The following is a 24625-nucleotide window of genomic DNA, read 5'->3' as shown; positions in this document are numbered from 1 at the left end:
CGACTTCTCGCCTCCTACATAATGCTTTCTTTCGTAACCTTTTTGAAAATGCCGTTAGCCGTAAACAACAGGATGATGCTGACTACGGAGTTGAATATGCCGATGGCGGTACCGTATGAGAACCTGCCCATATTCAGACCATAATTCAGTGCGTACAGATCGAGAACCTCCGAGTAATCCGTCACCAGGTTGTTGCCGAGCAGGAACTGTTTCTCGAATCCGATACTGATCAAGTGGCCAATCGACATAATCAGGAGTACCGAGATCGTCGAGCGGATGCCCGGCAGCGTAATGTGCCACATCTGTCTCCAGCGGCTCGCGCCGTCGACGCGGGATGCTTCGTACAGCTCCGGGTCAATCCCTGTAATCGCTGCCAAATAGATGATCGTATTCCAGCCTGTTTCCTTCCAGACATCGGAACCGGTTACAATGTACCAGAACCAGCTTCCCTTCGCCATGAACTGTATTGGTTCGTCCGTGAGGTGGAGCGCCATCAGAATCTGGTTGACCGCACCGCCGTCGATTGAAAGCATTTTCGTAATAATGCCTGCCACAACGACCCAGGATACAAAGTGCGGCAGATAAGAAACCGTCTGCACGAACCGCTTAAAGAACATGCCACGCAGCTCATTAAGGAGAATCGCGAAGAAGATCGGAACCACGAATCCCAGAATGAGGCCCATGAAGCTCATCGCCAGCGTGTTCCGCAGCACCAGATAAAACCGGTCGTCTTGGAACAGCTCTTGGAAATATTTAAATCCTACCCATTTTTGCTCGGAAAATGACCTTGCCGGTTTATAGTTTTGAAAGGCCATCGTCCAGCCCCAAAGCGGCAGGTAACTGAACACGAACACCCAAATAACAAAAGGGAGCGACATTAAATATAAATATTTTTGCTGGAGCACCGTACTCCAGAAGCCGCGCTTTCGTTTACGCTTTGGTGCTTTAGCAGTATCTTGACCGCTGCGGGGAATGGTGTTAGGTGTGAGCGCTTCCATTCAATAACCCCTCCTCTAATTGATAACTCAATCTTACTAAATGAAGCGCTTATAAAAATACCCATCGGATTTCACCTAAAATCATATAAAAATTAGATATAACGCTTTCAAAGTCGAAATTTGACATGACTTTACACAAAAATCCCCCCAAAAATCTAATTTTCAGGGGGGAATTCGCCTCGAAAACGTTTTTGAAAGACGGTATAGCCAAAATCATACCGCAGGATCTTGAAAGCTAAGAGACTACTCGGAAGGCTCCTTTTTCCGGAATGACGACGGGGACGCCCCGACGTATTTCTTGAATTTGCTGTGAAAATAGTCCACGTTCGCATATCCGACACATACCGCCACTTGATGCACCTTGAGTCCCTGGGATAACAGCTCCTTCGCGTGCTCAATCCGCACGTTGTCGAGGAACGCGTTGAAATTCTCGCCTGTATAGTTTTTGAACATTTTCCCCAAATAAGCGCTGTTGTAATTAAACACCTGGGCCAGAAGCTCCAGCTTCAGGTTCTCCTTGTAGTTCCGGTGAATAAAATCGATCATCTGCTTCAGCACCGCATCCTTGCTCCCGCCGCCGATTCTCTCGATAAGACTGCTCAAATGGGCGGCCGCTACTGCTTTCAGCCGCTCCCATGTCGGCTGGCGGAACGCTTCCGTAATGAACAGCGGCGCATCCTGCAGCAGCGGATACAATGCCTGGTTCTGTCCCGACAGCTTGTTGATGGCCATGGTCAAAATATGGGTCACCGCCGACTTCACGGCCTGCTCGGCCTGCCCGAAACCGACAATCCGCTCCTCCAGCTCGTCAAAAAAGCGGCTGACCGCTTCCATGCTCCGGATGTCCAGCGCATAATACAGCATATCCGACAGTTCGATTTCTCCCGTTGGATCGAGCGGCGCCTTCTCCGGGTATGACTCTGCCATTAAGGTCAAATCCCCGGGCAGCATCAAACGCTCTTCATGGAACAAAAAACGATGGTGCAGCAGCTCGGCGGCCTCCGCATACGATTGTCCAATGAGCGAAATATCGGTGACCGCTCCCCCAGCGGCGGCAAACCATCCCTTGTTATCCGGCAGCAGCGCACCCCATTCCGCGTAACAGCGGGCAGCATCGTCTTCCCGGGACATCCCCCGGTCCCACAGCACAGCCGCATACGGCCCCGCCGAAAACACAATGACACGCTCCGCTCCGTCAAAATGGCCCGACAGCTTTCTTCTTAAGGAGGCTAAAGGTGCATCGTCCGCCGATCCATGAATTTCGAACAGGACGATCTGATATCTCGGCCAGTCCAGCCCCAGCTGCATGACCGTCGCCGGATCCCGAAGCGCTTCTTCCTGCAGCAGGAAGGATTCAAGCAGGTGCTCGCGGAAGACATGGTCCTCTTCCGCGGAACGATGCGATTGTTTCTCCCGGGTCAGAATCGCGCCGATCCGCTGCAGCTCCTCCCCGAGCTCCTCCTCATCCAGCGGCTTCAGCAGGTATCCGTTCACGCCGTAACCGATCGCCCGCTTGGCATAATCAAAATCGGCATATCCGCTCAAAATTAGAAAATGCGTCGAGATCATGGCGGCCCGGGCCTCTTCAATGACGTCGAGACCGGTCATGCCCGGCATGCGGATATCGATGATAGTCAGATCGGGCTTCAGCTCTTTGATTTTATCCAGCCCATCCCGGCCGTTGGCCGCCGTATCCACCACCGTAAACCCGAAGCTCTCCCAGTCGATGATCGTCTTGAGGCCTTCGCGGATCATCGGTTCGTCATCCACAATCAAAACGTTAAACATGCATTTCTCCCCCTGTTGGTATCATGAATTCCATCTTGGTTCCCTGTCCCGGGATACTCGTAATATGCAGGCCGAAGTCGTCTCCATATGTCAGCTTAATTCGCTGATGGATGTTCCGCAAGCCGATGCGGTTGCCTTCCTCCTCTTCCGCATCCAGCGTCGCCAGAACGAATTGCCTGCGTTCCTCCGACATGCCGGCCCCGTTGTCGATAACCTCGACATGCAGCATATCTTCCTTCATCGAGCAGCGGACGCGCAGCATCCCGTCCACTTCTTTGCCTTCCAGGCCATGGATAATCGCATTCTCCACCAGCGGCTGAATGATCAGCGGCGGCAGCAGCACCCGTTCGGTCTCCGGCTCGACAATCAGCTCGTAGTTCAAGCGATCCTCATACCGGAATTTCTGGATTTCCAAGTACGCGCGGACAATGTCCATTTCCTCTTTCAGCGTTTTTTTCACACTGCCGACTTCGAGGTTTTTGCGCATCAGCTTGCCCAGCAGCCGCACGATGTTGGCGATTTCCTTTTCCCCGTTCAGATGAGCCTTCATCCGGATCGATTCCAGGGCATTGAACAAAAAGTGTGGATTGATCTGGCTGGCCATCATTTTGAGCTTGATTTCTTTTTGCGCAACCTCAAGCTTGGTGTTCTTCTCATTGCTCTCATACACCTGGTTCAGCAGGTCGTTGATGCTTCGGACCATATAATTGAACTGGCGGGAGAGCTGCCCAATTTCGTCATTGCCATCCAAGAAGGAAATCGTATCGAAGTTCCCCCGGGCCACCTTGTTCAGCTGTCTGCTCAAATGCAGAAGCCGGTTGGTCGTCAGCTTGGATACGACGAATATCAGCGTAAGTGCCAGGATCAGCACGCCGATCACCAGCGCCATGCCGATCCATCCGACCTTTTTGGCGTCCTGGACAATGCCCTGGGTCGAAAAGACCGACACGACGCTGAGGCCGTTCAAGCTCGTCTGCGGCGTCAGCTTGTCCACGATAATGTTGGAGGAGACCCCGTTGACGCGCCGGCTGATCGTCTGTTCCTGTCCTTGATGCATATCGATGTTCAAATCCAGCTGTTTCAGGGTTTTGCCGACGTTCTGCGGATTTTTGGCGGCCACAATGTATCCGCTGTCATCCGCAATGAGCGTGTTGAACGTTTCCTTGCTCAGGATCGAGTTCAGCATGCTCTGGTTGAGCGTAATGACCAGCACTCCCGGGGTTCGGTAATCCTTGAACTTGATCCGGCGCACCAGGCTCAGCTTCTTTTCGGTGCCGATGTCGCTGCCCTCCATAAAAAACCAACCGATCCGCGGGTTGTTCATGGCCGTTTGGAACCATTCTTCCCCCTCAATCTTGGCGGTAACGTTAATAAACTGGGTGTTGTTGATCATCGTCCTGTTGTAATGGTAGAAGCGGACGTTGCTGATTTCGTTATAGAGCCGCGGAAGCTCTTCAAAATCGTTGTATTTCGAATAGGCCTGCACCATTTGCAGAATGGTCGTGTAATTTGTATTGACCAGGTCTTTCAGGTTATCGTCCAAGTACAGCTTGTTGGAAATCGAGATCGGCACGGACAGCATGGTGGACAGTTGGCTTTTGATTTTATCCACATCGTTGGCTGTCTGCTCTATCGCATTGTCCAATGCATCCTGTCTGAAATAGGCGGTAATGATGCCCCCCACGATCAGCACGGGGATCATGACGACGAACAGGTAGGAAAAGATCAATTTATTCCGGATCCTCATGTTGTTGGTTGCTTGCACAAAGTACTTCCACATGGTAACGCAGTCACCGCCCGCAAAAATATAAAACGCTTTCGTAAATAGGAAACCTTAGACTCATGCTTTTATATTCTAACATAAATCGACATGAAGACTGCATTAATTTCCGGGCTGCTGGGATTTGCCAACAACCTGATCCGGGACAGAATCCGGACTTTCGGCCGGCCATGTCAGTTCATACTTGAGGTGCTGCTGAATATATTGAAATATAGTCCCGATATCATATTTTATTCTTCCGCAGAAGGAAGGAGCAATGAACGAATGAGCGACGAGATCAAACAGCTGGAATACGCCATTAGTGAAATTATGGAGATCGCTGACGGCTTCGGCCTGGATTATTATCCGATGCGTTACGAAATTTGTCCGGCGGACATTATTTACACCTTCGGTGCTTACGGGATGCCTACCCGTTTTTCACACTGGAGCTTCGGCAAGACGTTCAACAAAATGAAAAATGCAGTACGACTTCGGCCTGAGCAAAATCTATGAGCTGGTCATCAACTCCAATCCGTGCTACGCCTTTCTGCTCGACGGCAACTCCCTGATCCAGAACAAGCTCATCGTGGCCCACGTCCTGGCGCACTGCGACTTTTTCAAAAACAACTACCGCTTTCCGCCACCAACCGCAACATGGTCGAGAGCATGTCGGCCACTGCGAGCGGATCAGCGCCGAATACGAACTCGAGCACGGCACCGAAGTCGTGGAGCGCTTCATCGATGCCGCTGGCCGTCCAGGAGCATGTCGACCCGCAGCTGATCAAGCCGCAGCACCTGGATAAGCAGCGCTATATGGAAATGAAGCTGAAAGCGCAAAAGAGTTCGGCAAAATCCAGACCCAGCCCGGCGAATACGACGACTTGTGGAACCTCGATCACAAGCCGGAGCCTGAGTCCAGGAGTGCGGCCAACCGCAATTCCCGCCTGAACCGGAAAAGGACATCGTCTGGTTCATCCAGGAATTTTCCGAAGTGTTGGAGGACTGGCAGCGCGACATTATGACGATGCTCCGCGACGAAATGCTCTATTTCTGGCCTCAGATGGAGACCAAAATCATGAACGAAGGCTGGGCTTCGTATTGGCATCAGCGGATCATCCGCGAGCTGGACCTGACGAGCGACGAGACGATCGAATTCGCCAAGCTCAACTTCTTCCGTCGCAGCCGTCCCGGCACAGCCTGAATCCATATTATTTAGGGCTGAAAATCTTCGAGGACATCGAGCGCCGCTGGGACCATCCGACCAAGGAGGAAATCGAATCTGGCGGTCGCAAACCCGGTCAAGGCCGAGAAAATCTTCGAGGTGCGCGAATTCGATTCGGACATTTCCTTTATCCGCAATTATATGACGAAGCAGCTGACCGAGGATCTGGACCTGTACGTCTTCGAGAAAAAGGGTCCCGAGTGGAAAATCACCGATAAAAGCTGGGAAAACATCCGCGACCAGCTCGTCTTCGCCCGAGTCAACGGCGGCAGCTCCTTGCCTCGTCGTCGAGGACGGCGATTACCCGCGGACCGGCGAGATGGTGATCAAGCATATGTACGAGGGCATCGGAGCTCGACCTGAAGCACATGGAGCGCACGCTGAAGCATGTACCAGCTGTGGGGCCGCCGTGCATCTGGAAACCATCGTCGAGGACAAAAAGGTAATGTTCTCCTACGACGGCAAGAAGCTGCATCGGCGGTTCGTGAGGGAATTCTAAGCCCTCATTGAGCAGATCTTGTAAATGTTGAGCTGTTGACTGCTCCGATGCCGGATCGTTCTTCCGATCGCTGTTGCCCCCAGATTTCCTTATCGGTAACATGCCTAGGTGGAAATCCGGGGACAAAGGCGACCGCTGACCGCTTCTCCAGAACGATTCGTCCTCTCCGCTGGTGCGTGCAAATCCGATACGTGTAATTAACATCAAATACCTCTGGACCAAAAGAAATCTCTACGCCAAAAAACCCCCCGAGCTGCATGGTGAACCCTATGCACGCTTGAGAGGTTTTTGGTTTGCAAGGAAAGCCCGAACAACCGACAACTCAATCACTATATCGTCCGCTACATAAAATCCATGCTTCCTAGATGAGCTATGCAACATGCAGACGCCTAGCTCTCTGCCACCAAGTATAACCCCTCCCACTGATGACCTTCATTCCTCCTTTCAAAATGTAGCTCCTGACTTTCAGCTTTTTTAGGCTTCATCCTTATACCCAAAATGATAAAGGCCACATAAATGACGATTGCAACCGAGTCAATTAACGTATCCGTAAGGGACGAAGCGTCTTGAAATGCGGTTACGCTAAGAACGACCACCCGTACGCACGCTCAGAAGCGACACGATCATCCAAGCAGCAAACCGGACCTTTGATCGATCGCTTTGGAATGACATCCAAATAAACATGACCCCGAAAACCAGATTTTCCGCCGTGATGATGTGCCAAACATACATGAATACCGTCCGTGTCCCCATCATGATCGCACCTACCTGAGCTCCGGAAGAACAGCGGATTGCCCGTTCCATGCGTGCGTAGCGGCAAACAGTACTGCAAAAATGCTCATGATCAGGTAATAAAAATTAAGTAACCTTGATGATCACAAGCATCCCTCCCTGAAAATTTCCGTTTCCTTCTACGGATACCCTGATAAATTTCGCGCACAATCTCCGCCAGCCGCTGGTCTTTTTCTGGATTGAAGTCTCTTAATGTATCGGCAGCTACGTCGAGCAGCTGACTGACCTTCTGAAGATGATCAATCTTGCGTGTCTCGGCATTCTTGGCATCGAGGAAAGCAGCAACCTCATGGCAGTAAGCAGGGTCTACCTTCTCCATCCTGTGGAACCCCAAAATCTCCCCTTGATTTCGTCAAGAGAAAAGTCCGCATACTGCATAATTTGAATGTTCATCAAGTCGATGAGGTCGTTCCTCGAGTACCTGCGGTACCGATTGTTTTCCCGCGTCGGCGAGACAATTCCGAGACGGTCATAATAGCGAAGCGTATCCTTAGGAATCCCCAGTATCCGTGAAGCTTCTTGTAGAATAAAGTTTTTCCATGAATTCACAATAACATTGGAGCAGACTCAAGGTCAAGTCGGTTTTTACATTTTTTTGACTGAAACCTGGGGCTCGCTAACTATACAAAAAAGCCACCTACATTGAGGGTGACTTATTTTCTAAATATGACCGCCATCGCCTCGCACGTTCCAAGTTTCCCCTGCTAACATGCCCGGTACAAAGCACTGTCCCTTGCCTGCCCCCGTCCTTGCGGTGCTGCACAGTCACCGCAAGGACCTTACTCCCCCACTCGCCGCTGGCAGCAGCGGAGCGGGCGGAATCATGCCGTAGAAGCGGTAGCGGTCGCCTTTGTCCCCGAATTTTTACCTTCGATTCCATTCCCAAAAAATTCGGGGGCAACAGCGATCGGAGGCATGATCCGCACGCGGAGCGGGCTTCCCCGCACACATGCGCTCATCCGTCGAACGCTCTATTCGCGCAACCTGCAGCGCAAACGCTCTGCATCGAAGCACAGCCCGCACGAAGCCTGCCTAGCAGCACGCATAGCACGCGCCAGCCGAACGCTTTGCATCAAAGCACAGCACGCACCCATTCCCGTCCTTGCGGTGCTGCACAGCCACCGCAAGGACCTTACTACCCCACTCGCCGCTGGCAGCAGCGGAGCGGGCGGAATCATGCCGGAGAAGCGGCAGCGGTCGCCTTTGTCCCCGAATTTTTACCTTCGATTCCATTCCCAAAAATTCGGGGGCAACAGCGATCGGAGGCATGATCCGCACGCGGAGCGGGCTTCCCCGCACACATGCGCTCATCCGTCGACCGCTCTATCCTCGCAACCTGCAGCGCCAACGCTCTGCATCGAAGCACAGCCCGCACGAAGCCTGCACAGCAGCACGCAGAGCACGCGCCAGCCGAACGCTTTGCATCGAAGCACAGCCCGCTCCCACTCCCGTCCTTGCGGTGCTGCACAGCCACCGCAAGGACCTTACTCCCCCACTCGCCGCAGGCAGCAGCGGAGCGGGCGGAATCATGCCGGAGAAGCGGCAGCGGTCGCCTTTGTCCCCGAATTTTTACCTTCGATTCCATTCCTCAAAAATTCGGGGGCAACAGCGATCGGAGGCATGATCCGCACGCGGAGCGGGCTTCCCCGCACACATGCGCTCATCCGTCGAGCGCTCAGAACGCGCAACCTGCAGCGCCAACGCTCTGCTTCGAAGCACAGCCCGCACGAAGCCTGCCTAGCAGCACGCACAGCACACGCTCCGCCGCTGACCGCGGCGATCACTTCAGATGGACCACATACGTCACATTGTTCGACTTCTCGCCTTCGTACACGGTCTGGTACACCATCAGCGACTTGCTGTCAGGGCTCCAGACGGCCGGGGAGTCATAGGCCTGGATCTCCGTGGACAACGGCGTCGTTTTGCCGCTCGCCTTGTCGAACACGTACATGCCTTTCATGCCCTGCTCGCCCTCGGTATACACCGAGAAGGCGATTTTGCTGCCGTCCGGCGACCAGCTCGGCCGGCCGAGGAGCGTTCCTTTGGCCACGGTTCCCAGCTTCTTGCCGCTGGCATCGATGAGCTGCAGCTCGGCGTCCTTGGTCGTGTTCCACTCGCGTTTCTCCAGGGCGATCGCGCTGCCGTCCGGCGACAGGCTGAATGTGACGACGCCTTCCTGGATCGTCTTGGCCTCAGGCGCCGATGCCGTAAACGACTTCAGCACGGTGTAGCCTTCGTGGACGCCCAAATAGTAATAACGGTCGCCCGCTTTGCTCGCCATGCGCGGCACGTTGTCGGACAGCTCCGGATCCGAGAATTGGACCGGGGTCCGTTTGCCCTGCAGGTCGATCAATTGAAGCTTGCTGTCATCCGTGCTCACGAGGATATGCTGCGGATCGGCCCAGAACATATCGGACAGCATGGAGAATGCGCCCGTTTTCGTTACGGTTCCGGAAGCCGCATCCAGGAGATAACCCCCGATATCATACTTGTCTTTCGGGTTGCCCCCCGTAAAAAAGACATGCTCCCCGTCCGGCGACGCGGCGGCCAGATATTGACCGGCCGTGGCCGGATTTTCCGTCAACTTGCGTTCGATATTGGAGGCAAAATCATGGATCATCAGCACATGATTTCGTTCCACGATGGCTTCGTGGTCCGACAGCCAGGTCCGGCCGTACACGTCTTTAAGCTTTTCGATTTGCTCCACCTGGATTTCTCCGGTATTTCTCCGGCCTTCGGCGGCCGTATCTATAACGGTGATCTGCTTGCCCGGCTTGTCGATGACCTCCCGGCTTGCATTGCTCTGCGGCGAACCGCAGCCCGCCAAAAGCGCACCTGCCATCATCACGCCGATCACTGGAGGAAGTAGTTTATGTCGTTTCATCATGAGCTTCATCCCTTCCTGATTTCTTACCCCCATCCTACACGCCAATGATATCCGGCATACGTCGAAATGTTTCCAAGTTGTAAACTTTTATTGAAAAAAGCATCAGCTAAAGCACAGTTCATTCCCTTTGGAAAAACATAGGCTATACCTTCCTAATTCTCCCGGCTGGCGTGCCGCGGAAACGAAACGGTAAATTCGGTCTCCTCCGCATCCGAACGGACGAGTTCAAGCCGGCCCCCCTGCTTCTCCGCGAGCTGGGACGCCAGCGGCAGGCCAAGGCCGGTTCCGCCGGTAGAGCGGGCGCGGTCTTGGTGCAGCGTGGAGAACGGCTCGAACAGATGCGCCCACCATTCCCGCGGGATGGTCCGCCCCGTGTTGCGGACCGATACGCTCACTTCGTCTTCCGAAGCCCGGCTTTGAATGACAATCCGGCCGCCGGGCCGATTGTATTTGATCGCATTATCCAGCAGATTCATAAAAATATGAATGAAATGGTCCCGGTCCCCCCACACCCGGGCAGGTACGAGGTCGGTCTGTATCGTTAAATCGTATTTGGTGGCCTTGGCGCTGATCCGGGATACGACATCCTGCAGCAAATCCGCAAGCTCCACTTCTTCCGCCTGGGATTCAAAATCGTACTTCTCCAGCAGCGACAAGCGCAGCACGTCCTCGACCAATTGATACAACCGCTCGGACTCTTTGGCAATCGCACTGCGCGCTTCCTCGATCAGCTGCGGATCGTCACCATACATGCCCAGCAAATCCGTATAGGCCTGGATCGACGTCAACGGTGTTTTAAACTCGTGGCTCACGTTATTGATAAACTGCTTCTGCTGCTGCTCGAGCGCTTGCAGCTTCTCCACGGCCAATTGCAGATGGTGCTTTTCCTCCTGGAGCGCAGCCATATGCCCTTTGATGTCACGGCTCATATGCAGAATGCCGGTTCCGAGCTGCCCGAGCTCGTCTTTCCGCCGCAGCGGGGACCGCTCCGGATACTCCCCGCGGGAGATTCGGTCCGCCTCCGCCTTCAGCTTCACGATATCCCTGACCTGACGGTATACATAAATAAATCCCAGAATAAAGCTCAGCAGCAATACGATGCCGCCTGTCCAAACTAGCCGATACGCCATCCGGTTATAAAATTCATGCTGCGCCTTCAGCGACGTATGGAGCTGGACAACTCCCAGCATGCCGTCAGGCCCCTGCATCGGCGCAAGATAGATCAGGGAATCCGCTTCGGTAATGTAGGCGATTTTACCTTTCAGCGCATAAGACAGGGCATCTCCGACATCCGGTTTTTCGGCCAGCGGCAGGGAATTGCCCACCTCTTGGCCCTTCGCGTCGTACAGGATCACTCGCATGTTGGTGGAAATACCAAGGTCCACGGCCAGCTCCTGCCCCTGTTTTCCCATAAAATCCACCGGTTTCAGCCGTTCGCCCGTCAAATAATCCTGCTTGACCCTCATTTCGGCTACGTCGGCCTGCCGCTGCAGGCTCTCTTCCATCTGCTCGCGCTGATTGGTCCTGATTCCGCTGAGTACAAGCCAGCTGAGCACGCCGGTCGTAAACACCAGCAGCACTGCCAGGAACAGCGGAAACTTCCATTTCAGGCCGAGGCTCATGTGCCCTCCTCCAGCGCCTTATAGCCGATCCCGTATACCGTCTGCAGCATATAGTGGGCGTCGCCCAGCTTTTTCCGCAGCCGCTGGATATGAATGTCCACCGTTCGGGTGCCCCCTGCATACTCCATGCCCCATACGAGATCCAGCAGATCCTCGCGGGTGTACACCCGCCCGGGGTGAAACACGAGCAGCGACAGCAGATCGAATTCCTTCGGCGTCAGCTCCAGCAGCCGGCCGCTGAGTTCTGCTGTGCGTTTGGCGGCATGAACGGTCAGCTGTCCAAGCACGGCTTTTTTCCCTTCCGGCGCAGGCGCGGGTTCTTCCACTTTATCCAGCCGGCGGACGATCGATTTCACCCGTGCGACCAGCTCGCGGATATCGAACGGTTTGGTCATAAAATCGTCGGCCCCAAGCTCCAGTCCCAAAACCTTGTCGACGATATCGTTTTTAACGGTCAGCATCAATATGCCGAGTCCTTTGCGGTTTTCCAGCCGGCGCAGCACCTCATAGCCGTTTGCCTTGGGCATCATGACGTCCAGCACCAGCATATCCGGGCGGAAGGCATCCGCCTGCTGCAGCGCCTCCTCACCGTCCGCGGCCGTTTCAACGACGAACCCCTCCCGTTTGAGCGCATAGGAAATCGCACTGCGGATGCTCGGCTCATCGTCGGCCACCAGCACTCTTTTTTCCTCCATCGACTATCACGTCACTTTCATCCATTGATTATAAGCGGTGCCTGATTTTCTATCATTATAAGATATTGTGCACCATTCACAACATTTCTTGACCTAAGCACCTGTCCTTTGTAACACACGGAAATGAAACGCAATCTTAAATGACCAGACAGGACGCAAAAAGGGACATGCCTGCCCGGCACATCCCTTCCCCCTATTTTAACGCAATTGATCTTCAGAAACCTTCACTTTGCCGGTCGATTGGCGGATAACCAGGCTGGCTGGCTCCATAATTTCCGGCGGCGAGTATTCCGGATTTTCGATCATGGAGATCAGATGCTCAATCGACCTTGCACCGATATTGTGTATGTTCTGGTTCACGGTCGTCAGGCTCGGCTTAAACACCTTGGCCTCAAAAATGTTGTCAAACCCGACAACCGAAACATCCCCGGGAACGGAAAATCCCCATGCTTCAATTTCATGAATCGCCCCCATCGCAGCCATATCCGAAGTACACACGACAGCCGTCGGGGGAGACTGAAGATGAAGGAGCTTCCTCATGGCGACCATGCCGCCTTCAAAAGAATAATCACACACTTCCAGATACTTGTCCCTGTATTCGATGGAACAGTCGGCAAGGCCCTGCTTGTATCCCTGAAGCCGTCGTTCGGCTACCGTATGGCCGAGAGTACCGGCGATATAGGCGATATCCCGGTGACCTAGCCCGTACAGATGGGAGACGGCCATACGAACGCCGTTCACGTTATCCGATGTAATATTTCCGACCCGGTTTCCCATGACGTCCGTATCCACAAACATGGTAGGAATATCGGAACGGATCAACTCGCCGATAATCCGGTGGTCCCGCTCCACGCCGAAAATGACGACCCCATCCAGGTTTCTGCTCTCGCAGTGGTCGATAAAAGAATAACTTTCGTCGTTCAGCCGGGCCGAGAGGCGCATGAGATCATAGCCGCTGTTCTCCAGCGCCGTTTTGATGCCTTCCAGCAGTTCAGCCACATATGGGTTCGTAAAGGGAATGTTGATCAGCACACCCACGGTCCACGATCTCCCGGTGACGAGTCCGCGTGCAATGGCATTGGGCCGGTAACGAAGAAGCTCAATCGCCGATTTTACTTTTTTCCTTGTTTTATCGCTGACGTCCGGATAATGGTTAATGACTTTGGAAACGGTTGCGACAGATACTCCAGCCTCTTTCGCCACATCATGAATGGAAGCCACTATACAATCACCTCAAATACAAATCAGTTGCCGATCAATTCAAAAATTTACGATTTCGAATATTCATGATGACGAATCTATTATACCTGAATGGCGAATGATGAGGTACTGGAACAAATGAAGCTTCCTTGACGCTCCTCGTCGGCGTTTACTGGTGATTCTGAATCTCCGCCAGATCCAGCGTCAGCTTCTCGATCGTCTTCACGAAAGCGGCCAGCTCCTGGGAGCTCTCCGCCTGTGCCCTGGCATGGACTGATGTCTGCCGGGTTTCCTGCTGCACGCTCTCCAGCCGGACCATGATGCCCGACACTTTATCCTGGATCGTCTCCAGCGCTTCCCGCGAATGGGCTGCGAGCTTGCGAACCTCGCCGGCCACGACGGCAAAGCCTCTGCCGGAATCCCCGGCATGCGCCGCCTCGATCGCCGCGTTCAGTCCGAGCAGATGCGTCTGGTCGGCGATGCCCTTGATCAAGCCGCCCATGTTCTCGATTTGGGTGACATCCTCCTGCAGCTCGTCCATCAGCGAATGGGCCAGGTCCTGGGAAGCCGCGGTCACTTTCGCGGTCTCGGCGATTTGGCCGGCACTCTCGTTCAGCTCGGCAATCATGCCGGTCAGCTGCTGAACGACTTCGGTTACCGCCCGGAGCACCTGCTCCCGCTCGTCGGCAAGCTCTTGGATCTTTTCCTTTTCCTTCATATCATAAGCTTCCAGAACCAATTGCGAATCGAGGTTGAACATCTTGGTCAGGGGATGGATCACCTCGATCCAGCGGTCCGGAATGGCCTTCTTGAACAGCTCAACAGCGATGTCCAAATAAACCATATAGCTGCCGAGATAATAATCCGTATTTAAGCCAACGCGTGAATGTACCAGTCCGATGGCGATTCTTTTCTCCAGAAACGGCTCGTCAATGACACCCTCGGCCAGCGACATCCAGTATTCCCGCTGGGTCGTCTTCAGCCTGTCGATCGTCGTTTTCCGTTCAATGATGCGCATGAGCTCCGGCTCCGAAGTGATATGCCGATAAAAATGGTCCACGACTTCATCGACCACCTTGCTGAATACGGGCTGGTGCATCCGCAGAATCTCTAAATCCGTTTCCGTCAGTCCAATAAATTTCAGCTGCTTATGCCGCGCTTCCGATACTTGAATCATGTAAAATGGCTCCTTTAGAATTTCCCTGATTATACCAATTTTAAACAATCTAACTTTGTCTATTATAGTCTATATCGACGACTAAACAACTAAAATATAGTGCATCCGACTTATATTTTTAGTACGGCTTTACGAATGAATTGGTATAGCTCGCGGTCCATTCCAAAACGGAGAGCCTGATCGGAGTGTTCCCGGTAATAGCTTTCCGCCGACCGGCTTAACAGATCATAATCACCCGCTGCATCCTGAAAACAGCTCTTCCATCGTCTTGCTAGGGCTAATACGGTGGGATGGTGCTCCGGCGTTCCTTTCTCCATTTCGGAGCGGAACCCGGAAATCAGCCTCCGGAATTCCTCCTCCTTCTCCCTCATTTGTTCTAAATTCATAGAAGTATAATTCTGCTGGATGTTTCTTGCCATCTCCCGGCTAAAATGCTGGCTCCTGCTCATATTGATCAATTGCACGACTTCGATGAACCGGATGGAGTCAACCGGCTGTCCGAGCTGCATTAAGCTGTAAATATTGTTTAGACGATCCCTTACATCCAGCTGCATTTGAATATGTTCATTGATGCGCGCAAGCTGGTGTTCCAGCAAATGTAACGGATTAAATTCCGGATCAGTGACCGACCGCTTCACTTCTTCCAGCGAAATTCCCAATTGTTTAAGTAAAATGATATGGTGAAGCCGCTGCAGATCGTCCTCTACGTACAAGCGGTGCCCTTTTTCCGACGTGAGTGTTGGATGCAATAAGCCGATCTCGTCATAATGATGGAGCGTCCTGACGGTTAGGCCGGTTAATTTGGCGATTTCTCCAACTTTCCAGGTTTTCATCGTTCTGTTCCTTTCTGTTGGCTTGATAAGGGTTATGGGATCGTTCTTCTCCCTTGAAATATGTCGAGCAAGCTCTGAATCTCGATGGGACTAAATCCATATTTCTCCCCACAGTGGCTGCAGACCACTTCTGCCGGCTCCGCCTGCAGGACGAGGCTGGCCAGCTCCTCCCGCTCAAGGCCCAGCAGCAGATTGCTAAGCATTTCCTTTGAACATTCACAATACCACTGCAGCGGCTTGGTTTCCAGAATCGCCCAACCTCCCGGCGGGCACAGAAGCAGCTCATGATGTGCCTGATCTTTTTGATGGCGGCTCAGCATAAAATCGCTCCCATCCACCATTTCCTTTACTTGCTGCATCAAACCCGGATTTCCACCTGGGAGCAGTTGGGCCAATATTCCTCTGGATGACGATACCCGCTGCTTCTCATGGTCGATACAAAGGTTTAAGGTAACCCACGTCAATGTTTGTTCGCTTTGGCCATAATAATGAGAAATATCATCCGTGATATTGGCGTAAGGCATATCCGTAATTCCTGTAAACATCCGATTCGCTCCCGTTTCCTGCACCACTTGGATGTTGCCCCTGCTCCCAATGATCTGCCCGAGCGATAAGCCCTCCGATGGCAGTTGAAACCACTCTTCACTGAGATATCCCCGAACATTACCGGAAGCGTCCGCATCCGCAAATATGTTTACGCCGGGGCTGCTTGTCTTGATTTTCAGGCTCATCTGCTGTGGTTCTTTTAAAATACCCGCAATCAGCCCTGCCACCGATACCGTTCTGCCTAATGCCTCTTTCAACACCGGGCCCATTGTTCTTCTATTAAAGATTTGTTGGAGCAAATGGGTATTATCCATAAAAATGATACGGACTTTTCCGTCAAACGCAATCGATTTTGCAATCCAACTGCTCTTCATTTTCTACATTCCTTTCCGCGATTCTAGTATCCCCACATTTTACTTCCTAACGTTACGTGAGGTTCAAGACCCGAAAAAGAAAAAAGCAGAAAAAAATGGCCCCCGATATGAATCAGGAGCCATGTTGGACACTGGAATTTATACGGTTTCTGCTGATTACCGGTTCAGCAAGCTTCCCACATAGCGCAGCAGCTCGTTCGCGCATACCGGGCAGTAGCCGTGCTCGTCAATCAGCCGTTTGCTTACTTCGTTAATCCGCTTAAGCTGGGCGGCATCCGGCGTTTTGGTCGACGTCGTTATTTTTACGATATCCTTGAGGTCTGTAAACAGCTTCTTCTCGATCGCTTCGCGCAGACGGTCATGATTATGGTATTCGAACTTTTTGCCCTTGCGGGAATAAGACGAAATCCGGATGAGGATTTCTTCGCGGAACGCTTTTTTGGCATTTTCGGAAACGCCGATCTGCTCCTCGATGGAACGCATCAGCCTTTCGTCCGGATTCATCTCTTCGTCGGTGAGCGGATCGCGGATTTTCGTCCAGTTGCAGAACGCCTCGATGTTGTCGAGGTAATTCTCAAACAACGTTTTGGCCGACTCCTCAAAGGAATAAACAAAGGCCTTCTGCACTTCTTTTTTCGCCAGCTCGTCGTATTCTTTCCGGGCCACCGCGATGAAATTCAGATAACGCTCCCGTTCGTCCTTCGTAATGGAGGCGTGCTGGTCCAGCCCGTCTTTGATGGCCCGCAGCACATCCAGCGCATTAATGCATTGAAGGTCCTGCTTAATCAAAGCACTGGAAATCCGGTTGATGACATACCGCGGATCGACGCCGGACATGCCTTCTTCCAAATATTCAGACTGCATTTCCTTCAAATCGGCTTCTTTATAGCCTTCAATCTCTTCGCCATCGTACATTCTCATCTTTTTGACCAGGTCCATTCCCTGCTTCTTCGTCTCCTTGAGACGGGTCAGAATGGAGAAAATCGCGGCGGAACGCAGCGCATGCGGCGCAATATGGATATGCTTCATGTCGCTTTGCGAAATGAGCTTGCCGTAAATCTTTTCTTCATCCGATACCTTCAGGTTATAAGGAATCGGCATGACGATCATCCGGGACTGCAGCGCTTCGTTTTTCTTGTTGGCGATAAAGGCCTTGTACTCCGATTCGTTCGTGTGGGCAACGATGAGCTCGTCGGCGGAAATAAGCGCGAACCGCCCTGCCTTGAAATTGCCTTCCTGCGTGAGTGAGAGCAGGTTCCACAGAAACTTCTCGTCGCATTTGAGCATTTCCTGAAATTCCATCAGGCCGCGGTTGGCCTTGTTCAGCTCTCCATCGAAACGGTAGGCGCGGGGGTCCGATTCCGAACCGTATTCCGTAATGGTAGAAAAGTCGATGCTGCCGGTCAGGTCGGCGATGTCCTGGGATTTCGGATCTGAAGGGCTGAATGTACCGATACCGACACGGCTGTCTTCCGAGATCAGCACCCGGGTGACGGGCATTTTCTCGATATCGCCGTCGTATTCGGTCTTCAGGCGCATTTGGCAGGAAGGGCAGAGATTGCCTTCGATCCGCACGCCAAGTTCTTTTTCCACTTCAGGCCTCAGGTCCAGCGGAATGAGATGAAGCGGTTCTTCATGCATCGGGCACCCGTCAATAGCGAATACCGCGCCTTGCGGTGTTCTTGAAAATTTCTCAAGGCCCCGCTTCAGCAGGGTCACAATCGTCGATTTCCCGCCGCTGACCGGCCCCATCAGCAGCAGAATCCGTTTACGGACGTCGAGCCTGCGGGCCGAGGAGTGGAAGTACTCCTCCACCAGCTTTTCAATGGCACGATCCAGGCCGAAAATTTCCTGCTCAAAAAATTTATAACGTTTATGGCCGTTGACCTCTTCCACGCCGTATGATTTGATCATGTCATAGACGCGGGCATGCGCCGTCATCGCCGGTGATGGGTCCTGACGAAGAAGGTCGATGTATTCTTTAAAGGTGCCATTCCATGCCAGTTGATCGCTCTCTGCCCGATATGCCGCTACGCGTTCGAAAATATCCATGCAAGTACCTCCTATGACTCGGTTATGAAATCGCAAGCTACTCCTACAAAATGCGTCAAGGGTCAACTGCTCCCATCGATTCTTAAAAAGTGTATTACATACCTATGCGGGACCGTGGGATTAGTTGACCTCTTTTTTCGCCCATGTCAGATTGTCTTTTTCTATAAAAGCAAGGGTGCTGCGACTTTCCCGGCGGGATATCTGCCCTTAGGATTCGGGTTCTTCATTTGAAATGATATAATGAACAAAGAATTCAGAAGCGGATCACCGCAGAAGGAGAGCCTGAACATGTCCGTCCAGCATGAAACCGAACTTTACGAGCCATTGAAGGCTTTTTTTGAGCGGCAGGGCTACGAGGTCAAAGGCGAAGTTCGCCACTGCGACCTGGTGGGCTTGCATCCGGACGAGGAAGAGCCGCTGATCGTGGAAATGAAAAAGACGTTCAACCTCTCCCTGCTGCTGCAGGGAGTCGAACGTCTCAAGCTGAGCCCTCATGTATATTTGGCGGTGGAGCGCAACCGCAGCAAGCGGGGTGCCGTGAACCAGCGCTGGGATGACATCACCGGTTTATGCCGCAGGCTGGGCGTCGGTCTGATCACCGTCACCTTCTATAAAACAAAGAAGCCGCTGGTGGAAGTGCTCTGCGAGCCGGGAACGCCTTACGTGCCAACCCGCAGGATGAAAGTCCGCAAGTCCCGGCTGCTCTACGAATTCCGCGAGCGCAGCGGCGATTATAACGTCGGCGGCACCACCCGGGCGAAGCTGATGACGGCTTACCGGGAAAAAGCGCTTCGCGTCGCAGGCGCCCTCGCAGGCGCACCGGAAGGCGGCCTGTCGCCCGCGCATTTGCGGGAGAAAAGCGGCGTGCCGAATGCAGCGGCCATCCTGCAGAACAACTATTACGGCTGGTTCCAGCGGATCTCCCGCGGCCGCTACCTCCTGACGCCGGCAGGCACCGCCGATCTGGAGCGCTATGCCGGCATCCTGGAGACGGGGGCGTCCAGTTTGCCCGCTCTTGTGGAAACGGCCACGCCGGCGCGCGCCTCACGCCGCAAAAAGACTTAGCTGCGCGCCGTAAATTCGCCGATCGCTTCGCCGATCAGACTCATGCCCAGCAGCAGCTCGTCACGGCCGGGGTGAGTGAAATTCAGCCGAATCCAGCCGCTTCCCCGCCCGTCCGGGTAGCACAGCGTGCCTGGGAGAAAAGCTGCGCCCTTACCCAAGGCGCATTTCAAGAGGGCCAGACTGTCCAGCCCATCCGGCAGCTGAAGCCAGATAAACATGCCCCCCTTGGGGATGACGTAGCTGGCATCCTGCCAAGCCGGCCGCTGCAGCAGCCCGTTCATCAGCTTCAGGCGGGTGTCGTATTCGCGGTTCAGCATTTTGATATGCTCATGAATATCGAAAGCGGAGGATTCCAGCATGTTGTGCAGGAAGCGCTGGTTCAGCGTGCTGGACTGCCAATCGGCCAGCTGCTTGGCGGCGGCCAGCATATCGATCAGCGGCCGGCTTCCGGCGGCCCAGCCCGTACGCAGCGCCGGGGCGATCGTTTTGCTGAACGAACCGATGTAGAGCACCCCCTGTCCGCTGCCCGAGCCGTCCATCGCAAACAGGGAGGGGTACAGACTGGTGAATTCCCGCTGCGATAACTTTTCAAAATAAAGATCCCCGTAAGAATTGTCTTCTATAATGAGGATACTGTGCTCCCTGCACAGGTCAAGCACTTCCTTGCGCCGCTCTAAGCTCCAAAGGACCCCCGTCGGATTGGAGAAATTCGGTGAGGCTACCAGCAGCTTCGGCTGCGTCCGCTCAATCTGTTCCAGCAAACGTTCGGGAATCAGGCCATTCTGGTCGCTGTCCACCGGAATGACGACAGCCCCCTGCATCTTGAACACCTGCAAGTATCCCGGCGAAGCCGGACTTTCCACAAGCACGCGGTCCCCTGGCTCCACATAGACGCGGGCCAGCAGATCCATTGCCTGCTGCACGCCGGTCGTCAGCAGAATTTGATCCGGACCTACATCGATGCGCTTGGTGCGCTTCCAGTCCTCCGACAACCACTCGCGCAACGGCAAAAAGCCCTGCGGCTCCCCATACTGAAGTGCCGTAGGACTATTCGAAATCACTGCTGCCGCTGCTGCCTCCAGGGAAGATACGGGAAATAACTCTTCGGCCGGAAGCTCCTCTGCAAAAGAAATGAAGGATTCCCGATTTGCCAAGGACCGGATGAGATGAAGCGGTGACGACAGCATGACCTCCGTACGGGCCGCAAAGGAATACTGCATGGTCTCTCCTCCCATTTATCTCTTATTGGGTTCGGTCTCTCTATATAATTTGCAACCCTAAAGTATGTATTCAGAGACGCATGGAATTATGCCGTATTCAAATGTACATCGCTCGCTTCTGGCGTGAATGAAGCGCAAATTTTTCGATGGCCTGGGCCCGTGTGGACACCCCTAGCTTGACGTAAATTTTGCGCAGGTAGTTATCGATGGATCTTCGGCTGACGGTAATTTCCGTTGCGATCTTATCGTAGGTAATCCCCTGTACGATCCGTTCCATAATAAAAATCTCCGTCTCGGTCAGATCAAACATCCCTTCCGCCGAGGGAGCCGCCTGCATCTGCCAGATCCCCTGCTTCAGCCATTCAATCGGCAGGGCGGCAAAGCCTTCGCGCAGCCCGTCGATCATCAGCATGAGCTGGGAGGCCGAGGCCTGTTTCGACAAAATCCCACTTCCCCCGTGATGAATGATCGGATGCAGCAGCTTCAAACCGTCATGATCCGTCAAGATGAGGACATGGCTCTCCGGAGAACTGCTTTTCAGCTTCTCCAGCAGCGGTTCCGCTGTTCCCTCGGGCATCTGGTAGTCCAACAGAACCAGATCGGGCTGGTGCTCGATCACCAGCACCAATCCTTCGTCCCAGGTTGAGGCCATCCCCGTTACCTTCAGATTCTCCCGTTCCTCCAGTATCAATTTGGTGCCCAGCATACTTGTGGGGTGGCTATCGATAATCACAACCCGCCAAACTCTCGTCATTTCAATGGTAACCTCCTGGTACTGATCGTATTGAATATAAAGTACAGCAGCGTTTCTCCTCCGCTCACAAGCGCGTTAAACGCTTGTTTTAAGACGTTTCTATTTTCATATCAAGGCTCGCTAAACGGTTATGTATAATATAAATCTATCAGTCTTAAACAGATTGTATCGCACCCCTATTATTTCGTGCAATCTATTTTTAGGTATTTTTATGACTTGTATTCATTTTTGCGAAAATAATAGGGTAATGATAGAATGGGGACTGGAAAAAATTCAACGAAAACCGAGGTGATGACATTGCAAACTTCGACAGGGCCTTCCGCACCATTCGGAAACCAGCCCAAGAGGGAGAAGCCACCCTCCGTCAAGTTCGTGCTCCTGATATGGATACTGCTGATTGTACTGGGCATCGGCGCTGCCTATTTATATAGCAATCATGTGAAACAGGAAATGATAAAGCAGCTTCAGGCAAGTACGGAAAACCAGATGAACGATTTAAAAAAGAGTTACGAGGCTCAGTTTAACGAACTGGCGGGGCAAGTTAAGGAGCTGGAGAGCAAGGTGCAGTCCTTTAACGAACTGCTGACGTTCACCAAGGATAACGCCACGAGCAAAACCGATAACAGCAACAAGCTGTACACCCAGCTGAACGAAGTGAAGAAACAGCTGGACACGCTGCAGAAAAAGATGGATCTGCTCAAATGAATGTAAGCATCAAACAGATCAACCGCTTTTTTCTGCTCGTGACCGCTCCGTTCGTTGGATTGTTCATCTATTTGCTGTTCAGCCTAGGTCCCCTACATATCCAGGTCGATACCGCAGCGTACGTTCCGGCAGATACGCTCAAGCCGCATACCGACTCGCTGCTGAAGGAGCTGGACAAGGCCGACAAAACTGTGAAACTAACCATTTCGTCCATCAGCAAAACGTCCAGATTGTACAAGCAGACGACTTCAGCGATGAATGCGATCGAAGCGACGGCCAAGTCACAAGCCGGACGTCCCGAGTTCATCTACAATAAACGGATTACGTCCAAGCTCGGCGCCCCTATTGAACGCGTCGATAGCGAACGAATCCGGATCGAGCTCTACAAGGTCAACCCGGGTGTGTACAATGGATATGCCATGAAGGTGAAGCTCAAGGATCCCTCTGCCATGGGCATGAGCCTTGCCAAGGACAAGCTGGGAAGCTCCGAAACGACGATGCAGGCCGTAAGCCGGCACGGGGCCGTGGCCGGGATCAATGCCGGAGGATTTGCCGACACCAGCGGCAAGCGTTATCCGCTCAGCACCACCGTCATGAATGGAGAGTATCTTACGGGATTCCAGTCCAGCTTCAAGGATCTCTTCTTCGTGGGGCTGAACAAATCCGGCAAGCTTATCGGCGGCAAGTTCCAGAATCAATCCGAACTGGACCGCCTGCAGCCCAAATTCGGGGCGACCTTCGTGCCGATGCTGCTAAAAAACGGCCAGCCCGTTGAAATCCCGCTCAAATGGAAGCAGTCTCCCAACCGTGCGCCGCGGACCGTGATCGGCAAATACAAAGACGACCAGCTGCTGATCATCGTCGTGGACGGGCGCAACGAAAACGGCAGCTCGGGAGCCACCCTCCAAGAGCTGCAGAGTAAAATGTTCCATCTCGGCGTCATCGATGCCTATAATCTAGATGGCGGGGGCTCTTCGACCCTGGTGCTGAACGGCAGGGTGGTCAACCACCCGTCGGACGGCAGCATGCGCCCGGTCCCGACCAACTTTTTATTTTATAAATAATGTATCCTTAAGCTGCAAAAAAATTATGAACAAAATGACGAATTCATTTATTTTTCCAGCAAGTGTGGGTATAATAGGCTTATTGAGCAATGGTAGTTCAGCGGGAGGTGGCCTTAAATGTCGTTCTCATTAACTTTTTGGATTTGTATGGTGGTGCTGCTAATGTTCCTGGTCGGCATCCTAACCGCAGCTTATAACGATGATAAAACTAAAGGACTGTAAGGCCGAAGAGGCTTCCTGTATAGGAAGCCTTTTTTCATGGAAACCTGATCCATTTAAGCGAACCAGGTTATTAACAGATCTGGCTATAAAAGAAAAACACCACGAAAACTCGTGATGCCCAAATGAATGTTATGCATGCTTTTGCAATTGCAGCATGTCGGATTGACACTGGCCGCAAATATACCGCTCTTTGAATTCCGTCACTTCGTCCATCGAACCGCAAAACACGCATTTCGGACGGTAACGTTCCAGAATGATGTGGTCCCCCTGCACCAGAATCTCGACAGGATCTCCTTCGTTCATCTGATAACGTTTTCTAAGTGACTTCGGCAGGACGATTCTTCCGAGCTGATCTACCTTGCGTACAACACCGGCAGGTTTCATGTTCAACACCTCTCCCTATGACTAATCGAATGTAAAGTGATTAGAAAGTACCCCCTGTGATCATTATTCATACTTTCCAATCCAGAAATATGGGTCTTTTCTAATAGTTCGATGTGACGATGTCGAATCCTGCTCCGGATTAAAATTTTATTACTTTATTTTAGAAGCTGAATTTTTCCGTGTATTGTATCCAAATGCAGTCCTTATTCCATCCCCGGATAATCGAGCTGCCGCAGCGCCTCGTACACGATGATCGCCGCCGAATTGGACAGGTTCAACGATCGGACCTTATCCGTCATCGGCATGCGCATACACGTATCAGGGTTGGCAGCAAGCAGTTCCTCCGGAAGTCCCTTCGTTTCCTTGCCGAACACGAGAAAATCCTCATCCTGGAACTGAAAGTCCGTGTATCGTTTGTCGGCTTTTGTCGTCGCATAGAAGAAGCGCCGGCCGGCGTACATCTCCTGCACCTCTGCAAAAGATTCATGGTATTCAATATGAACCGCATACCAGTAATCCAGACCCGCACGCTTCAACGTCGCGTCATCAGTGCGAAAACCAAGCGGCTTCACGAGATGCAGGTGAGCTCCCGTCGCTGCGCAGGTTCTGGCGATATTGCCGGTATTAGCGGGAATTTCAGGTTCAACAAGTACGATGTGCAATGCCATAGATCGTTTTCCACTCCATTCATTTTCTATACAAAATGAACTAAAGGCTACTCATGCTTCACCTTTTTAGTTCAAGTGATATTGTTAAAGTTTAAAAAG

Annotated in this window: 25 protein-coding genes and 2 pseudogenes; 9 read left to right on the top strand and 18 right to left on the bottom strand. The window is 52.7% G+C overall.

What is annotated here, in order from left to right; genetic code table 11:
* Positions 1-14 precede the first annotated feature (14 nt).
* The 3 genes from MKY74_RS10375 to MKY74_RS10365 all read right to left on the bottom strand — a co-directional run bounded on the left by MKY74_RS10375 (position 15) and on the right by MKY74_RS10365 (position 4566).
* The gene (locus MKY74_RS10375; RefSeq protein ID WP_076170555.1) at positions 15-998 is read right to left on the bottom strand and encodes an ABC transporter permease; all 984 of its coding nucleotides are present in this window, start codon (positions 996-998) and stop codon (positions 15-17) included.
* A 243-nt stretch (positions 999-1241) separates the two neighbouring features.
* A complete protein-coding gene (locus MKY74_RS10370; RefSeq protein ID WP_076170556.1) occupies positions 1242-2786 on the bottom strand; it encodes a response regulator transcription factor in 1545 nt (514 codons plus the stop codon).
* The gene (locus MKY74_RS10365) at positions 2779-4566 is read right to left on the bottom strand and encodes a sensor histidine kinase (RefSeq protein ID WP_076170557.1); all 1788 of its coding nucleotides are present in this window, start codon (positions 4564-4566) and stop codon (positions 2779-2781) included. The genes MKY74_RS10370 and MKY74_RS10365 overlap by 8 nt, the downstream gene beginning before the upstream one ends.
* 264 nt (positions 4567-4830) lie before the next feature.
* On the opposite strand from MKY74_RS10365, the gene MKY74_RS35710 reads away from it, so the two are divergent.
* From MKY74_RS35710 to MKY74_RS35690, 5 genes and pseudogenes are all read left to right on the top strand, one after another.
* Positions 4831-5058 (top strand): SpoVR family protein, encoded by a 228-nt coding sequence (locus MKY74_RS35710; RefSeq protein WP_445671802.1) that lies wholly within the window; start codon positions 4831-4833, stop codon positions 5056-5058.
* On the top strand, positions 5024-5326 hold the full coding sequence (locus MKY74_RS35705; RefSeq protein ID WP_445671801.1) for a SpoVR family protein: 303 nt from the start codon (positions 5024-5026) through the stop codon (positions 5324-5326). The genes MKY74_RS35710 and MKY74_RS35705 overlap by 35 nt, the downstream gene beginning before the upstream one ends.
* Positions 5212-5493 (top strand): hypothetical protein, encoded by a 282-nt coding sequence (locus MKY74_RS35700; RefSeq protein ID WP_445671810.1) that lies wholly within the window; start codon positions 5212-5214, stop codon positions 5491-5493. The genes MKY74_RS35705 and MKY74_RS35700 overlap by 115 nt, the downstream gene beginning before the upstream one ends.
* A gap of 43 nt (positions 5494-5536) precedes the next feature.
* Complete coding sequence (locus MKY74_RS35695; protein WP_445671800.1) at positions 5537-5746, top strand: SpoVR family protein; 210 nt, start codon at positions 5537-5539, stop codon at positions 5744-5746.
* Positions 5698-6130 (top strand): annotated as a pseudogene (locus tag MKY74_RS35690) (SpoVR family protein). The gene MKY74_RS35695 and the pseudogene MKY74_RS35690 overlap by 49 nt, the downstream one beginning before the upstream one ends.
* A 525-nt stretch (positions 6131-6655) precedes the next feature.
* Here MKY74_RS35690 and MKY74_RS10355 read toward each other — a convergent pair.
* The 3 genes and pseudogenes from MKY74_RS10355 to MKY74_RS10345 form a co-directional block, all read right to left on the bottom strand.
* Positions 6656-7108, bottom strand: a pseudogene (locus MKY74_RS10355) (hypothetical protein).
* 2 nt (positions 7109-7110) lie between these two features.
* Positions 7111-7377: a MerR family transcriptional regulator gene (locus tag MKY74_RS10350; RefSeq protein WP_341012076.1), complete on the bottom strand. Its 267-nt coding sequence runs from the start codon at positions 7375-7377 to the stop codon at positions 7111-7113.
* Positions 7365-7607: a MerR family transcriptional regulator gene (locus tag MKY74_RS10345; protein WP_341012075.1), complete on the bottom strand. Its 243-nt coding sequence runs from the start codon at positions 7605-7607 to the stop codon at positions 7365-7367. Before MKY74_RS10345 ends, MKY74_RS10350 begins: the two co-directional genes overlap by 13 nt.
* 718 nt (positions 7608-8325) lie before the next feature.
* Here MKY74_RS10345 and MKY74_RS10340 point away from each other — a divergent pair.
* Complete coding sequence (locus tag MKY74_RS10340) at positions 8326-8682, top strand: hypothetical protein (protein WP_341012074.1); 357 nt, start codon at positions 8326-8328, stop codon at positions 8680-8682.
* A 156-nt stretch (positions 8683-8838) separates the two neighbouring features.
* Here MKY74_RS10340 and MKY74_RS10335 read toward each other — a convergent pair whose 3' ends face one another.
* The 8 genes from MKY74_RS10335 to MKY74_RS10300 all read right to left on the bottom strand — a co-directional run bounded on the left by MKY74_RS10335 (position 8839) and on the right by MKY74_RS10300 (position 18444).
* Positions 8839-9945 carry a TolB family protein gene (locus MKY74_RS10335; RefSeq protein ID WP_167372879.1) on the bottom strand — a complete coding sequence of 369 codons (1107 nt, stop codon included), beginning with the start codon at positions 9943-9945 and terminating at the stop codon, positions 8839-8841.
* Positions 9946-10097: 152 nt separating this feature from the next.
* On the bottom strand, positions 10098-11567 hold the full coding sequence (locus tag MKY74_RS10330) for a sensor histidine kinase (protein ID WP_076170621.1): 1470 nt from the start codon (positions 11565-11567) through the stop codon (positions 10098-10100).
* Positions 11564-12262, bottom strand: coding sequence for a response regulator transcription factor (locus MKY74_RS10325; RefSeq protein WP_076170622.1), 699 nt, complete (start codon positions 12260-12262; stop codon positions 11564-11566). Before MKY74_RS10325 ends, MKY74_RS10330 begins: the two co-directional genes overlap by 4 nt.
* A gap of 198 nt (positions 12263-12460) precedes the next feature.
* Positions 12461-13483, bottom strand: coding sequence for a LacI family DNA-binding transcriptional regulator (locus tag MKY74_RS10320; RefSeq protein ID WP_076170623.1), 1023 nt, complete (start codon positions 13481-13483; stop codon positions 12461-12463).
* Between the two features lie 148 nt (positions 13484-13631).
* Positions 13632-14639, bottom strand: a complete 1008-nt coding sequence (locus tag MKY74_RS10315) for a globin-coupled sensor protein (protein WP_076170624.1) — start codon at positions 14637-14639, stop codon at positions 13632-13634.
* 110 nt (positions 14640-14749) lie between these two features.
* On the bottom strand, positions 14750-15472 hold the full coding sequence (locus MKY74_RS10310) for a MerR family transcriptional regulator (RefSeq protein ID WP_076170625.1): 723 nt from the start codon (positions 15470-15472) through the stop codon (positions 14750-14752).
* 32 nt (positions 15473-15504) lie between these two features.
* Complete coding sequence (locus MKY74_RS10305; protein ID WP_076170626.1) at positions 15505-16392, bottom strand: Hsp33 family molecular chaperone HslO; 888 nt, start codon at positions 16390-16392, stop codon at positions 15505-15507.
* A gap of 156 nt (positions 16393-16548) precedes the next feature.
* Entirely contained in the window at positions 16549-18444 is a 1896-nt protein-coding gene (locus MKY74_RS10300) for a PrkA family serine protein kinase (RefSeq protein ID WP_076170627.1), read from the bottom strand.
* Between the two features lie 288 nt (positions 18445-18732).
* On the opposite strand from MKY74_RS10300, the gene MKY74_RS10295 reads away from it, so the two are divergent.
* Positions 18733-19509 (top strand): DUF2161 domain-containing phosphodiesterase, encoded by a 777-nt coding sequence (locus tag MKY74_RS10295; RefSeq protein WP_076170628.1) that lies wholly within the window; start codon positions 18733-18735, stop codon positions 19507-19509.
* Here MKY74_RS10295 and MKY74_RS10290 read toward each other — a convergent pair.
* Entirely contained in the window at positions 19506-20729 is a 1224-nt protein-coding gene (locus MKY74_RS10290; protein WP_076170629.1) for an aminotransferase-like domain-containing protein, read from the bottom strand. The genes MKY74_RS10295 and MKY74_RS10290 overlap by 4 nt on opposite strands.
* Positions 20730-20826: 97 nt before the next feature.
* Positions 20827-21483 (bottom strand): response regulator transcription factor, encoded by a 657-nt coding sequence (locus MKY74_RS10285; RefSeq protein WP_076170630.1) that lies wholly within the window; start codon positions 21481-21483, stop codon positions 20827-20829.
* A gap of 297 nt (positions 21484-21780) precedes the next feature.
* Between MKY74_RS10285 and MKY74_RS10280 the strand changes: the two genes are divergently transcribed.
* A complete protein-coding gene (locus MKY74_RS10280) occupies positions 21781-22188 on the top strand; it encodes a uroporphyrinogen-III C-methyltransferase (RefSeq protein WP_179232120.1) in 408 nt (135 codons plus the stop codon).
* Complete coding sequence (locus MKY74_RS10275) at positions 22185-23252, top strand: phosphodiester glycosidase family protein (RefSeq protein WP_076170631.1); 1068 nt, start codon at positions 22185-22187, stop codon at positions 23250-23252. Before MKY74_RS10280 ends, MKY74_RS10275 begins: the two co-directional genes overlap by 4 nt.
* A 351-nt stretch (positions 23253-23603) precedes the next feature.
* Here MKY74_RS10275 and MKY74_RS10270 read toward each other — a convergent pair whose 3' ends face one another.
* Positions 23604-23858 (bottom strand): AbrB/MazE/SpoVT family DNA-binding domain-containing protein, encoded by a 255-nt coding sequence (locus MKY74_RS10270; protein ID WP_076170632.1) that lies wholly within the window; start codon positions 23856-23858, stop codon positions 23604-23606.
* A 203-nt stretch (positions 23859-24061) separates the two neighbouring features.
* On the bottom strand, positions 24062-24526 hold the full coding sequence (trmL, locus tag MKY74_RS10265) for a tRNA (uridine(34)/cytosine(34)/5-carboxymethylaminomethyluridine(34)-2'-O)-methyltransferase TrmL (protein ID WP_076170633.1): 465 nt from the start codon (positions 24524-24526) through the stop codon (positions 24062-24064).
* Between the last annotated feature and the right edge of the window lie 99 nt (positions 24527-24625).

Source organism: Paenibacillus sp. FSL R5-0378, assembly GCF_038009285.1.
GTDB lineage: Bacteria > Bacillota > Bacilli > Paenibacillales > Paenibacillaceae > Paenibacillus_AQ > Paenibacillus_AQ favisporus.
This window is presented reverse-complemented; position numbering and strand designations above follow the sequence as displayed.